General features: G+C 65.7%; 11 protein-coding genes. 8 read left to right on the top strand and 3 right to left on the bottom strand.

Going from position 1 to position 13,276, the window contains the following annotated elements; all coding sequences use genetic code 11:
• Positions 1-77: 77 nt before the first annotated feature.
• The 4 genes from ACWDTD_RS11595 to ACWDTD_RS11580 all read left to right on the top strand — a co-directional run bounded on the left by ACWDTD_RS11595 (position 78) and on the right by ACWDTD_RS11580 (position 6,094).
• Positions 78-4,583 carry an HAD-IC family P-type ATPase gene (locus ACWDTD_RS11595; RefSeq protein WP_449747258.1) on the top strand — a complete coding sequence of 1,502 codons (4,506 nt, stop codon included), beginning with the start codon at positions 78-80 and terminating at the stop codon, positions 4,581-4,583.
• Positions 4,561-5,217 carry a hypothetical protein gene (locus ACWDTD_RS11590; protein WP_449747257.1) on the top strand — a complete coding sequence of 219 codons (657 nt, stop codon included), beginning with the start codon at positions 4,561-4,563 and terminating at the stop codon, positions 5,215-5,217. The genes ACWDTD_RS11595 and ACWDTD_RS11590 overlap by 23 nt, the downstream gene beginning before the upstream one ends.
• A 66-nt stretch (positions 5,218-5,283) precedes the next feature.
• Positions 5,284-5,604: an ArsR/SmtB family transcription factor gene (locus ACWDTD_RS11585; RefSeq protein ID WP_449747398.1), complete on the top strand. Its 321-nt coding sequence runs from the start codon at positions 5,284-5,286 to the stop codon at positions 5,602-5,604.
• Positions 5,605-5,608: 4 nt separating this feature from the next.
• Complete coding sequence (locus ACWDTD_RS11580; protein ID WP_449747256.1) at positions 5,609-6,094, top strand: SRPBCC family protein; 486 nt, start codon at positions 5,609-5,611, stop codon at positions 6,092-6,094.
• Positions 6,095-6,153: 59 nt separating this feature from the next.
• Here the strand turns inward: ACWDTD_RS11580 and ACWDTD_RS11575 are convergent, their stop codons facing one another.
• Together ACWDTD_RS11575 and ACWDTD_RS11570 are read right to left on the bottom strand one after the other, a co-directional pair.
• Positions 6,154-6,498: a hypothetical protein gene (locus ACWDTD_RS11575; RefSeq protein ID WP_449747255.1), complete on the bottom strand. Its 345-nt coding sequence runs from the start codon at positions 6,496-6,498 to the stop codon at positions 6,154-6,156.
• A gap of 71 nt (positions 6,499-6,569) precedes the next feature.
• Entirely contained in the window at positions 6,570-7,043 is a 474-nt protein-coding gene (locus ACWDTD_RS11570) for a MarR family winged helix-turn-helix transcriptional regulator (RefSeq protein WP_449747254.1), read from the bottom strand.
• 80 nt (positions 7,044-7,123) lie between these two features.
• On the opposite strand from ACWDTD_RS11570, the gene ACWDTD_RS11565 reads away from it, so the two are divergent.
• Positions 7,124-8,932 carry an ABC transporter ATP-binding protein gene (locus tag ACWDTD_RS11565; RefSeq protein ID WP_449747253.1) on the top strand — a complete coding sequence of 603 codons (1,809 nt, stop codon included), beginning with the start codon at positions 7,124-7,126 and terminating at the stop codon, positions 8,930-8,932.
• 73 nt (positions 8,933-9,005) lie between these two features.
• Here the strand turns inward: ACWDTD_RS11565 and ACWDTD_RS11560 are convergent, their stop codons facing one another.
• Entirely contained in the window at positions 9,006-9,770 is a 765-nt protein-coding gene (locus ACWDTD_RS11560) for a LysR family substrate-binding domain-containing protein (protein ID WP_449747252.1), read from the bottom strand.
• 49 nt (positions 9,771-9,819) lie between these two features.
• Here ACWDTD_RS11560 and ACWDTD_RS11555 point away from each other — a divergent pair, with 49 nt between their 5' ends.
• From ACWDTD_RS11555 to ACWDTD_RS11545, 3 genes are all read left to right on the top strand, one after another.
• A complete protein-coding gene (locus tag ACWDTD_RS11555) occupies positions 9,820-10,203 on the top strand; it encodes a DUF5997 family protein (protein WP_449747397.1) in 384 nt (127 codons plus the stop codon).
• Positions 10,204-10,560: 357 nt separating this feature from the next.
• The gene (locus ACWDTD_RS11550) at positions 10,561-11,211 is read left to right on the top strand and encodes an Abi family protein (protein WP_449747396.1); all 651 of its coding nucleotides are present in this window, start codon (positions 10,561-10,563) and stop codon (positions 11,209-11,211) included.
• Between the two features lie 431 nt (positions 11,212-11,642).
• Positions 11,643-13,121 (top strand): hypothetical protein, encoded by a 1,479-nt coding sequence (locus ACWDTD_RS11545; protein ID WP_449747251.1) that lies wholly within the window; start codon positions 11,643-11,645, stop codon positions 13,119-13,121.
• Positions 13,122-13,276 lie beyond the last annotated feature (155 nt).

Genomic DNA, 13,276 nt, shown 5'->3' with positions numbered 1-13,276 from the left:
ACCTCGCGCGACGGACCTCACGGTGACCTGGGCGGTCACGGGCCGTAAAGTCGAAAGAGGAGGGTGTTATGTCAGTGATGTCGGTTTCTGCGAGAGCGACCCGGATAGCGGTCGGCGCCACGCTGCTCGGCGCGGGTGCCGCGGTCAGGGCGGGACGGTCGGCCGGGGATGCCGTCGCCGACGCGATCACCTCGTCGTCCGACGAGATCCGTTCAGCCCTTGGGACTTCGGCGGCGATGGTCGCCGAGGCGATAGGGGCGACACCGGCCCGGCGAGTCACCGAAACCCCGGACACGCGATGGATCGAGGTCCGCGGGCTCGACAGCGATTTCGACGCGGTGTCGGCCGCGGTGCACGAGTCACTCACCGACCTGCCCGGGGTGACCGACGTCCACGTCAATGGTCCGCTCTCGCGGGTGATCGTGTCCGTGGCCGCCGGCGGACCGTCGGTCACCGAACTCGCCACGGTTGTCGCCGAGGCGGAGCGTCGTGCGCTTCCCGGTGCACAGCCGCGCCCCACGGCGCTGCCGTCGCTGCCCGGTGATGCCACCGTGCTCGCCGCGGATCTCGTCGGCACCGGGGTGTCGGGGATGTTCCTCGCCGCGTCCGTCGTCAACACCGTGTTCCCGGTGGTCCGGCTCTCTCAGGTGGTCGCAGCCCCGATCACCGTCGCCAACTTCCACCCGCGCGTGCGCGGCGCGCTGGAGCACCGGCTGGGTGACGAGGGCGCCGAACTGCTGTTGTCGACGCTGCAGGCGGCCGCTGCGGCCGCCACTGCCTCGCCGACCAGTGCCCTGGTGACCACGTGCGCACAGGCGATCCGCACCGTCGAGACCCTCAATGGGCTGCGCGCCTGGCAACGCGTCGAGCCGCGACTTGCCGCCCACGCCCGCAAGTTCGACCAGGTCCCGACGCCGTCGGTTGGTCCCTCCCGACCGACCGAGAACAGCGGTCGCCCGCGCGAGGAGATCGCGATGGACGCCGGGCTGGCCGGGGCCGCCATACTCGCGGTGGCCGCCGATTTGATGACCGCCGCCAAGGCGGCCGTCGTGGCCGCGCCGCGCCCGGCGCGCAGTGTGCGTGAGACCTTCGGCGCGTCGGTCGGCCGTGGCCTGCACCAGCGCGAGGGAGCGTTGGTGATGAATCCGCGCGCACTGCGCCGCCTGGACGAGGTGGACACGCTGCTGGTGGATCCGCGTGTGCTCTTCACCAATGAGTTAGCTGTCACTCGCGTTGTCGGCGTGGATGATTCGGCGCGGTCCGCGGCTTGGCAGCGGGCCACCGCGGCGCTCGCCGACGGTCGCCTGTCGCCGGGCTGGAACCGGCTTGCCGACATCACCGGCGACGCCGGATATGACCCGGACGCCGACCCGGCAGCACGGGTGCTGGTCAGCCATCTGCGCCGGCCGTTGGCCACCGCCTTACTCGCCGAGGCCCGGCAAGCGGGTGTGCGCGTGGTCGGAATCCACGACGAGGGCTTGCACTCGTTGCTCCAGGGATTCGACGAGATCATGCCCGTCGCAGACGATCTCGAGGAATCGCTGGCATCCTGCGCACAGCAACTGCACGACGACGGCGCCACCCTGGCGCTGCTGACCGTGTCCGGTGACAACGCGATCGAGATCGCCGATCTCAGTATCGGCATGGTGGGCGACGATGCGGCACTGCCGTGGCACGCCGACATCCTGATCCCCGATCTCATCGCCGCCTGGCGGATCGTCCACGCGCTGCCCGCCGCACGAGATGCGTCATTCCGCGGAACCGCGCTGGCCACCGGAGCCTCCCTGCTCGGTGCCCTCATGCTCATCCCGGGTGTTCCGGGCGACGGTCCGACGTCTGTGGCCGCGTCGGCGCTGTACGGTTTCTGGGCCGGGTTCGGTTCGGGCTATCGCGTGTTCACCGACCCCGTCCCGCTCCCCGAGTCGGGGCACGACTGGTACTCGATGCCACTCGACGAGGTGCGTCGGCTATTGCCCCGGCCGGTGCGTGTGCCCGAGCCCAGCGGTCCGATCGAGGTTGCGGCCTCGTCGCCCGCCATTCGCTTCGCCCGCCAAACAGCCTTGCGCGCATGGGGTTTGGGGTCCGATTTCTTACACACGATGAGCGAGGAGCTCGACGATCCGATCACGCCGATCCTGGCCACCGGAGCGGCGGCGAGTGCGCTGCTCGGCTCCCCGCTCGACGCTGCGATGGTCGGCGGGGTACTGGTGTTGAACACGGCGATCTCCGCGCAGCAGTCGCTGCACGCCGAGCGTCTGCTCGACCGCATGCTCGCCCGTCAGGAACCGTTGGCGCGCAGGATGATCGATATCACCGATCCCGACGACTCAGACGGCTACGACGAGGTGGAATCGAGCCTGCTGCGTCCCGGCGACGTGATCGAGGTGCGATCGGGCGAAGTGGTGCCGGCCGATGGACGCATCCTCGACGCCGACACGGTGGAGGTCGACGAGTCGGCGCTGACCGGCGAATCGCTTCCCGTCGGCAAGAACACTGCCGACACCCCGGGAGCGCCGCTGGCCGAGCGGACCGGAATGATCTTCGCCGGCACCACGGTGGTCGCGGGCAAGGTGCGGGCAATCGTCACTGCGGCCGGACCTGCCACGCAGGTGAGTCGCGCCCTGGCACTCTCGCCGCGCGAGGTACGCACTGTGGGACTGGCCGCGCAACTCGGCGAGATCACCAAACGGGCGTTGCCGTGGAGCCTCACCGGCGGCGCTCTCGTCGGCGTGTTGAGTCTGTTGCGCGGCACTCCCATCCGCAAGACGGCATCGGAAACGGTGGGCATCTCGGTGGCCGCGGTGCCCGAGGGTCTGCCGCTGGTGGTGACGCTCGCACAGTCGGCGTCGGCGCGCGACCTCACCGGATCGTCGGTCCTGGTGCGCAACGCACGGGCGATCGAGGCGTTCGCCCGTCTGGACACGGTCTGTTTCGACAAGACGGGAACGCTGAGCGAGAACCGCCTGCGGGTGCGTGCGATCTCACCGGCGACCGGCGCCGAAGACGACGCCGTGCTCACCGCCGCCGGAGCCACCATGCTGGTGACGAGGTCGGGGACGGTGGAGCACGCCACCGACGCCGCCATCCACCGCGCGGCGGTCGCGGCCGGCCTGGGATACCCCGAACTCGACGCGTTCCTTCCCTTCCAGTCCAACCGGCCGTTCGCGGCGGCGTTGTCCGGGCGTCGTCTGATGGTCAAGGGAGCGCCCGAAACACTGATGTCCGCCGTCGAACCCGGGCAGCGTGCCGAGCTCACCGAGACGTTGCATCGCATGGCGGTCGACGGGCTGCGTGTGCTGACCGTTGCCGAACGCGTGCTGACCGCCGAGCAGGCCGCCGCGGCGAGTGCCGACCCGGATCTGATGGCCGAACTGTGCGCGTCGTCGTTGCACCTGCTGGGCGCCATCGGAATGTCGGATACGTTGCGTCCGGGTGCGGCGCCGTTGCTGGCCGAGTTGGCGAGCCGAGGTATCGAGGTGCGGCTGATCACCGGCGATCATCCGGTGACCGCCGCGGTGGTGGCCCGCGACCTCGGCCTGGCGGTGGGCGCCGATCAGGTGATGACCGGAACCGCCTGGGACGAACTCGACGGCGACGGGCGCATTGCGGCCGTGCGTACGCACCAGGTGTTCGCCAGGATGTCGCCCGAGCACAAGGTGCAGGTGGTGCAGGCGCTGGAGTCGGCCGGTCTGGTGACCGCGATGGTGGGCGACGGCGCCAACGACGCCGCCGCGATCCGCGCGGCAGCGGTGGGCGTCGGGGTGGTGTCCGAGGGTAGTGATCCCGCGCGGATGGCCGCTGACGTGATGCTGCTCGACGGCGACATCGCCGCGATGATCCCGGCGCTCGACGAGGGTGAACAGCTGTGGCGGCGGGTGCAGTCGGCGGTGTCGGTGTTGTTGGGGCACAACGTCGGTGAGGTCAGCTTCGCCCTGATCACCACCTTGTTCTCCGGATCGCCCGCGCTCAACGCGCGTCAGATGCTGCTGGTGAACATGCTCACCGACGCGCTGCCCGCCGCAGCGCTGGCGGTGAGCCCACAACGCGATCCGGACGTGGACGGTCGGCATGACGAGTCGACGATCTGGCGTGCGGTGGCGGTGCGCGGGGTGTTCACCACCCTCGGCGCCACGCTGGCGTGGACCTTCGGCCGGCTCAGCGGCCGGGCGGCGCGCGCGTCGACGATCGGCCTGGTGGGTCTCGTGGTGACGCAGATGATGGAAACCCTGATGGATTCGCACGGGCCGCTGGTGGTGGCCACCAACGTTGGCACTTTCGTCGTGATGGCGGGAATCATCAGCATTCCCGGCGTCAGCCAGGTGTTCGGATGTACCCCGATCGGACCGGTGGGGTGGGCGCAGGCCTTCGCCGCCGCGTTCATCGCGGCGGGCGTCGCCACGACGATGCCCGGAGTGATCGACCGGCTGGCCGGTGGCCTGCCGGGATCAGTCCTCGATGGTGAGGATCCCGACGCGGACGAGCACGGTGTAGAGATGCTCGAGCGCGGGAGTGACGAGTCGGACGCCCGAGTCGACGAGAGCCTCGGGTCCGAGAGAGCGGGTGATCTCCGTCATGGTCGGTAAGGGTATCCCAACTTCGGCGACCTCCGGAAGTACCGGGGACGACGAATCGGCGAAGAACGAGAAAATAGGGACTTCGGTCCCGGGTGCTGGAGTCCTCGGCGCCGGGGCCACTGCCCTCGGTGATGTCCGCGGCTTTCTCGCCGGACACCACGATGTGTCCAAGCTCGTCCGCGAGGCGCAGCGGTTCTCCATCAACCTGCCGCTGGTCGGAAAGGTGGCGGTACCGCCGCCCCGACAGCTCGCCTTCTACGGGGTGCTGGCCGCCCTGGCCGCCGGAGGCGCCATCGAATGGCCGGTGGCGATCACGCTGGGGCTCGGCGTCGCAGTGGCAAAGCGCGCCGCAGTGGAGCAGGCGGCGCCGGTGGCGGCCATCGCACCACCCACCGACGATGGCGAAACACAGAGCGGGACAGTCGAATCCACGCCGGATAGCCCGGCGACGACAGTGAAGAAGCCTGCCGCGAAGAAGGCGGCTTCACCGAAGGCTCCGGCAAAGAAGGCTGCTCCGGCGAAAAAGCGCACCGCCGCCAAGAAGACGGCGGCAAAGAAGACGGCGGCGAAGAAGACGCCCGCCAAGAAGACCACAACCGCCAAGAAGACCGCAGGAGCCAAGAAGACGGACGAGCAGCAGTAGACACATACAACCAATCGGTTGTATGTTGTGTGGGTGCGCGACACCACCGAGGAACAGGCCGACGCCATGTTCCACGCGCTCGCCGACCGCACCCGCCGCGACATCATGCGTCGGGTTCTGGCCGGTGAGTACTCCGTGTCGACACTGGCAGCTCACTACGACATGAGCTTTGCCGCCGTCCAGAAGCACGTCGCCGTGCTCGAACGTGCCGGTCTACTGACCAAGCACCGTCGAGGTCGAGAACAGATCACCTCCGGTGAGGTGACGGCCGTCCGCGCCGTGTCGGAGATGCTCACCGAACTCGAGCAGATCTGGCGCGGCCGCGTCGAGCGCATCGACGATCTGATCGCCGCGGACCCGCCGCGTGCGACCCCGAATGAGGAGTAGCCCCATGCCCGTCATCGACGTCACCCAGAATCCCGACCAGCGATCCCTCACGATGACTGCCGAGTTCGCGGCCCCCGTGGAACGTATCTGGCAGATCTACGCCGACCCCCGTCAGCTCGAAAAGATCTGGGGGCCACCGCAATACCCCGCCACATTCGTCGAACACAGCCTCACACCCGGCGCCCGCGTCACGTACTACATGACCGGACCCGACGGCGAGAAGTTTGCGGGGTACTGGCTCATCGACACCGTCGACGAGCCCAACGGATTCACCTTCCGCGACGGCTTCGCCAACGAGGACTTCACTCCCGTCGATTCACTGCCCATGTCCCACAACGAGTTCTCGTTCGTGGAGAAGGACGGACGTACCGTGGCGACCTACGTCAGCACCTACGAAACCGCCGAGGGCCTGCAGAAGGTGCTCGACATGGGGATGGTCGAGGGAGCAACACAGGCCACCAACCAGATCGACGAACTGCTGCAAGCCTGATCGGCGCAGCTCGGTGGCCCGCTCGTTCCGCGCGACGTTCAATCAGCGTGGGCGTTCAATCAGCGCAGTCGCGTCATCACGAACTTGGCGATCACGCGATTGCCGACGTATTGCGCTCCCGCATATCCGTGCGCGGTGGTGTGCATCTTCAGCCCGTCGCCTCGGCCGAGTTCGACATAGCCGCCGTCGCGCGTCGGGATGATGGGATAGCCCCGCACGCCGGGTCCGGGGCTGAATCGTCCACCGCTGACAGTGGCGGTTGTGCACCACGGCACCGGCACCCGGTTGCCCTGATATTCGGTGTTGCAGTACCGGTAGGTACCCCGGTCGATCTGCGCGTCGGCGTGCCCTGCGCCGAGCAGAATTCCCATCGCGGCCACGCAGCCGACCGTCACGATTGCCATCAGTCTGCTCATAAGACCGGGATTCTGCCAGCGGTCGGGGGTGTCGGCACCGACCTCATCCACAGGTGGCATCAGTGGTGCGGGTGCCGCCCGGTTCGACGGCCTTCTCCGGCATGGGCGGCGTTGAGTTTGCGGAGCAGTTGCGCGAGGTGCTCACGCTCGTCGGCGTTCAGGACGCCGAAATAGTCGTCGGCCCCGACACCTTGGGCTTGCCGAATTTCTGCGAGCAGGTCGCGGCCGACGTCGGTGGTACGCACACAGCGGGCGCGGCGGTCCTGCTCGTCGGGAACCCGTTCGACGAGGCCGCGCTCCTCGAGACGGTCGATCACTTCGGTGGCCGAGCGCGGCGCGATGCGAAGCTCCTGGGCCACCTCACCGAGCCTGGGGCGCTCGCTGCGCGCAACCACCGTCAGCGCACGCACCTCGTGCGGGGACAGTTCCCACGGGCCGAGCGCGTCGAACCACCGGTGCCGCAGAGCGCGGGCGGTGGTCATGACGAGGTCGCGCAGTGATTCGCGATCGCCGTCGTTGAGGCTTCCGGACATGGTATTGAGCCTACCTCAGCAATCCGCTACACTGTGCTGAGGAAACCTCAGTAATATTGCGAAGGGAGGGCACTCCACGAATGAGCCCCCGCAACTCGTCACCCGCGACGCGGCGTGATCCCGCCGATCGCGCTCAACTGGCCGACAACCCGGTGAGCCTGCGACGCATCGCCGCACTCTTCAGCCGCTACCGGTTACGCCTCGCCGTCGTGATGGTCCTCATCGTCGCGGCGTCGACCATCACACTCGCCAATCCATTCCTCGTCCGTGCCGTCATCGACACCGCGATCCCCGACAAGAACGTGACGCTGCTGGCCTGGGCGGTGGCCGCGATGATCGGTATCACCGTGGTCAGCTCGGTACTCGGCGTACTGCAGACCTGGATCTCCACCACCGTCGGACAGCAGGTGATGCACGACCTGCGCACCCGCGTCTTCGCCCATCTGCAACGACAGTCGCTGGGCTTCTTCACCCGTACCCGCGGCGGTGAGGTGCAGTCGCGGCTGACCAACGACATCGGCGGCATGCAGACCGTCGTCACCACCACCGCAACCTCGGTGGCCGCCAACGTCACGACCGTGGTGGGCACCGTTGTCGCGATGGTCGCCCTCAGCTGGCAACTCTCGCTGCTCTCGCTCATCGTGCTGCCGCCGGCCATCTGGCTCACCCGCACCGTTGCCCGGATGCGTCGCGAGATCACCACGAAGCGTCAGAGCGCACTCGCCGACATGCAGACCCAGATCGAGGAATCGCTGTCGATCGGCGGCATCCAGCTCAGCAAGACGCTCGGTGCGGGCCCGGCATTGGCGTCACGATTCACCGACACGTCGCATCATTTGGTCGATCTGGAAGTTCGTTCGCAGCTCTCCGGACGCTGGCGGATGGCGACGATGAACATCATCTTCGCCACCATTCCGGCGTTGCTGTACCTGGTGGCCGGGCTCCCGGCGACCTCCGGCGGCATGACCATCGGCACGCTCGTCGCGTTCACCGGCTTGCAGGCCGCGCTGTTCCGGCCGCTCATGAGCCTGCTCGACGTCGGCGTCACGATCACCAGTTCCCTCGCGCTGTTCAGCCGCATCTTCGAGTATCTCGACCTCCCGATGTCCATCGCCGACCCGGAACAGCCTGTGGCGCTGGCCCATCCGCGTGGCGCCGTGAAGTTCGACGACGTGTCGTTCCGATACGAGGGCGCCGAGCGCGACGCGGTACATGGGATCGACATCGATGTTCACGCAGGTGATTCGTTGGCACTGGTCGGCGAAACCGGTTCGGGCAAGACAACTCTCGCATCATTGGTGTCGCGGCTGCACGACGTCGACACCGGTTCGGTGCGCATCGACGGTGTCGACGTGCGCGACATCGCGCTCGCCGACCTCGCACGGATCGTCGGCGTCGTATCGCAGGAGACCTATCTGCTGCACGCGAGCATTCGCGACAATCTCCGCCATGCCCGTCCCGACGCCACCGACGCGCAGATCGAGGCCGCTGCGCGTGCCGCGCAGGTGCACGATCTCATCGCCGGGCTACCCGATGGATACGACACCGTCGTCGGAGCCCGCGGACACCGCTTCTCCGGCGGAGAGAAACAACGAATCGCGCTGGCGCGCACACTGTTGCGCGATCCGCGGATTCTGGTGCTCGACGAGGCGACCAGCGCCCTGGACAACGAGACCGAGCGCGCCGTGCAGGCAGCCGTCGACGCCGCGAGCGCGGGCCGCACCACCATCACCGTCGCGCACCGGCTCTCCACCATCCGCGACGCGGATCAGATCGTGGTGCTCGACCACGGCCGGATCGCCGAACGCGGCACCCACGACGAACTGCTCGCCCGTGGCGGGCGCTATGCACACCTTCTCGCGAGCGGCGAGGCACCGGTGGCCGCGTAGGCCGAGACCCGTGCGCGCACAATTGCCGAGACTTCCGCACGCCTGGGTGCGGGGCTTGATCGATGCGCAGCGGTCAACGAGAGCGATTCGGCTTGCGGCCCTTACCCTTCGGTGTCCGCGGCACCCTTCCCGACGCTTCCCTGGCGGCACGTTTTGCAGCCGCCTTCTCCTTCGCCGACCGCTTCGCCGGGGGGCCGCCCGTTCCACGCGACGAGTTGGGCTTGCGTCCACGAACGATGCCGATGAACTCATCCGCCAACTCCGATGTCGGCTGCGGCCACAAGAGCCCGACGGTACTGGTCGGGAGGCCTGCAACCGGCCGATAATCCAGATCGCGGCGATGATGCAGCCGCGCGAGCGACTGCGGAACCACCAGCAACCCCACCCCCGCCGCCACGAGTTCGATTGCGTCGGAGGTTGTCGCCGGACAATGGTCGACGGCGCGGCCGGGACGATCGTCGATCGCGAGCGGCTCGTCGAGTGGCCAGAGCAGGTTCTCGTCCCCCAGGTCGGACGGCGTCAGGGTGTCCCCGGCGGTGAGTAGGTGATCCTTGGGGATGACCACCACCGTCGTCTCCTCGTACAGCGTGATGGTGTGGTGCGGACCGGGATCGCCGTGCGCGAGCGCGTCGGGGAGTCGGGTGATGGCCATATCGGCGATGCCTGCCCGGATCGCTGCAGCGGTGTCGGCGACGGCGAGCACGGACATCTCCAGCTCGACCGTCGGATGGCGCTCGGACCAGATGCGCACCCACTTCCCCGGCGTGGTGCCGGGTACGTACGCCAGCCGGAAGACCGTCGAGCCGGGCTCGTCGGCGGCATCTGCGGGCGGGCTCATCGGGTTGAGGCTACCCCGGAGATACGCTGCGACCATGAGCTCGCAGTCGATGAAGCCCGCTACCGCCGCCAAGAAGCTCGACATCTACCTGCCGGCGACGCCCGAGGAGTTCCGTTCCGGGACCATCACCCGCGCGGAGCTGGCGGCCATGCAAGCCGATCCGCCCCAGTGGTTACGCGACCTCCGCGCCCACGGCCCGCATCCCAAGAATCTCGTCGCCGCCAAGCTCGGGATCTCCCGGTCCGGCCTGGCCCGCGGTGAGGTCACCGAGGCGCTCACCACCGACGAGATCAATGCGCTCCTTGCGGAGATGCCTGAATGGCTCGAGGCAGAGCGCACCAAACATGTCGAGGTGCTCCGCGAAGAGCGTCGGGTGCGGTCACTGCATGCCGATCAGAAGCGCGAGCGCGAGGAGCACTCGGACGACGCCTGAGGAATCGGCGGACTGCGGAAGCGGAGGCATCGAGACAACCGCCGTGGCCACCCGTGATAACAACGACGACCAGCGCCGGAGGGCCAGGATCCGCCCTCGACGAACTCGAGCTGACTAGGCCCCGTCAGGTAGGCGACCCACCGCGGCGGTAACGGCTCACCGAGCGCCTCCTCGGCAGCGCGCACCTCCTCGAGCGAACCAGCATTGCCCACGCTGTGCCGGCGTGTCCCACACCCGTGCTAGCCTTTAGGTAATCGTTCGGCCCGCACCAGGACTTGTCCTGGGAGCGGGCCGGATTTCTCTCTGTAGGGACATTCAGCGTGACGCGCCCACTCAAGCCCTGGCTGTCGATCGACGATCAGACCCAGCGCTTGGCCGACCGGGGCATGGTCATCGACAGCCACGCACAGGCCGAGCACGCACTGGTGGAACACCGCGAAGGGGCGCATCGGCCGGGCGCGGGGCCGCGACGAGACCGTCGACCATCACGACCAGCACTACGGCGGCGAGATACCGATCTGGGTGCTGACCGACCTGTTGGATTTCTCGGACCTGTCGAAGCTCTACGCCGGCATGGTCGCGGGCGACCAGCGGGCGCTCGCCGAGTGGTTCAGGGTGACGGTGAAACCCGGTGCGTCGAAGTCGGCACGCCAGGCATGGGCGCGAAAGCCTCCGCTGACCAACTGGCTCGAACACATGGCGATCGTGCGCAACATCTGCGCCCACCACGGACGCCTGTGGAACCGCCAGCTCACCCCGCTCGGCGTCCCGGTGCGAATCCAGCACCTGCCGGTATTCGCCGAGCTCGTCCCGACCCTCGACCCCGAACGTCCCGACTTGCACCAGATCGAGCGCGTCTTCGGCACCATCTGCGTCATCGCCTACCTGCTTGAGGCCGTCGAGCCCGGCAGTGGCTGGCGAGCGAGTGTCGATGCGCTCATCGCCGACTCGTTCCCGGCCGGTGCGCACCGCGACCCAACTGAGATGGGTTTCCCCGAGACGACGTAGCCGCTCTCACTCATTCGCCCGACCGACCAACGCGTCGCTGATGCCTACACCCCCGACGATCGGACATACTGTGTCCCTTTGACGCTAGCGACGCCACCCACCACATCGACCGAACCCGCGACTACCAACCACCCCAACGACCACAACCCGCTGAGCCCCCACAAACGCAACAAGTCGCGACACTGCTTGTAAACAATGTCGCGACTCATCACAGTGCGGAAGGAACGTCGTGGCTATCGAACCTCAGTAGTCCGACTGGAAGACTGCTTGACGGGAAGGCTCCAACCGAGCGATCGAGGGCATCGCGATGGACATAATCATGCCGGAAGCCTCTGATGGCCACAGAGACCTATGCACCAGCATGGTGATAGGCAAAAAATGCGTTGTTAGGTTGCTCATGGTGTCGGACTTGAGAGCTAAAGTCCATCATTGTGAAGCAGTCAACGAACTCCATCAAGATTGACCTGCCCCCAGCTGTATACGGCGGCAATCCCGGGGGTTTGCTATCGTATCTTGGGCTCGAAGCTACACACGCGCCACCGAACGGCTCGACTATATGGCAAGTCTCATCGAAGCCGACACAGGAAGTTCTGAAATCGTCGCTGTTGCATGGTCCTCCTCTGAAGAAGAGCCGGTTCGATATCTGCACTATTCCAACTCCAGAGGTGCCGGGCGGCGTTGACGAGAACCTAGGCAGGGAGCTTCGAGAAGATTTCCTTCGGCGATCCGCCGAGAAGACGCTTGGCCTCCAATTTGAAGGAATCTTTCGCGAAGTCATAGCAGCTCCTGACGAAGACGTGCCCGATACAATTCGTATGGGAAGCAATTCACTTGGTTCGTTGATTTTACTTGACAAAAGCGGGTCTGAAACGCTCTTATTTCCTAACCACTCGGTACACGACATTCGCTTGAATCCGATCCTTTATCGATGGGTTAAGATGCCCCAGATATTCTTGCGACTGCGGCACCAATCGGTTGATGAGGCCATCGCCGAACAACAGAGCAACCCTGAAAAAGTCCTCTTCGAGTCATCGGGTGGGCTGCTTGAAGGTGCGGTATTCGGAGGAAGTTACTTCGTGCCGTTGCTCAGCAATCTATTGCCTACAATGTGGGGATTTGGAGTACCCAGAATCGGCCAGGTAATTGTGTATGCGTTCGGCCGTCAAATCTCAGGACATGATCCGGGTTCGGGTCCCGATCGGCTAGATGTGCTAGACCACTTATCCCATCAATCCAACTTATATCCACACAACCAGGAATTCATCGACGAGACTTCGCTACACAAGGCTACATTTTCTGATGCTGTCGAGTGGTGGGCAATGCGAATGAACTACGCTATCCGACAACTTTATGATCCGGTGACGTACGCGGATGCAAATGGGCACTACTCCCCAGGGATGCATCAGAGGTGGATGCTGGATTTCGAACAACTCCTTAGTCGAGTAAGTGCAATATTAAGGTATCCATCCGACCCCACGACTCAACTAATGCTTACATTTACTGCAATGGATATCCTTGGCGATAGCTTCTACGGAGGCAAAGGTGTTGGTGAGCTAATGACACCGCGCGCAGTTGGAAAATGCATATCACGGATCGAGCCACGTTTACCAGAGCGAATAAAGACGTTGGTTATGCTACCTCTAAATAGAGCACACACCGCCACTGAACAAATGTATGAGGGTTTTCTTATGCCCGACTCCGCTACTACGCGCGACGCTCGCCTGAAGAGCTTATGGACTGCGCGGAGAAACGCCACCCACAACTATCGCGAGAATATCAACATACTCTCAGAGCACAATGGCCGAGCACCTGCTGATATCGCTCTCGTTCCACTCGTCTACTTAGTCGATATTCTCGCTAACATCGACAACTTAATGCATCAGGTACGTGCCACAGCTAGCAATCCTTAGTTTTCACTCTGTGACTAACCCTCCCCGTTAATGACCGCATCAACTTCGAGGATGAATAGGGGCTCTTCGAAGTTGAGCGGGCAATTCCGTTCAGCAGTGGAATTGCTGGATGCTGGCCCGCTGGGCGCGGGTGCAGTGGAATCGTATCCGGCGCC

Source organism: Gordonia sp. NPDC003425 (assembly GCF_053588635.1).
The sequence above is the reverse complement of the archived record's forward strand: the minus strand, read 5'-3'. Positions and strand labels throughout refer to the sequence as shown.

Excerpts from the sequence above, each read along its gene's own strand:
- ACWDTD_RS11595 (WP_449747258.1), top strand. The coding sequence starts at position 78 with ATGTCGGTTTCTGCGAGAGCGACCCGGATAGCGGTCGGCGCCACGCTG.
- ACWDTD_RS11585 (WP_449747398.1), top strand. The coding sequence starts at position 5,284 with ATGTTCCACGCGCTCGCCGACCGCACCCGCCGCGACATCATGCGTCGG.
- ACWDTD_RS11580 (WP_449747256.1), top strand. The coding sequence starts at position 5,609 with ATGCCCGTCATCGACGTCACCCAGAATCCCGACCAGCGATCCCTCACG.
- ACWDTD_RS11575 (WP_449747255.1), bottom strand. The coding sequence starts at position 6,498 with ATGGCAATCGTGACGGTCGGCTGCGTGGCCGCGATGGGAATTCTGCTC.
- ACWDTD_RS11570 (WP_449747254.1), bottom strand. The coding sequence starts at position 7,043 with ATGTCCGGAAGCCTCAACGACGGCGATCGCGAATCACTGCGCGACCTC.
- ACWDTD_RS11565 (WP_449747253.1), top strand. The coding sequence starts at position 7,124 with ATGAGCCCCCGCAACTCGTCACCCGCGACGCGGCGTGATCCCGCCGAT.
- ACWDTD_RS11560 (WP_449747252.1), bottom strand. The coding sequence starts at position 9,770 with ATGAGCCCGCCCGCAGATGCCGCCGACGAGCCCGGCTCGACGGTCTTC.
- ACWDTD_RS11555 (WP_449747397.1), top strand. The coding sequence starts at position 9,820 with ATGAAGCCCGCTACCGCCGCCAAGAAGCTCGACATCTACCTGCCGGCG.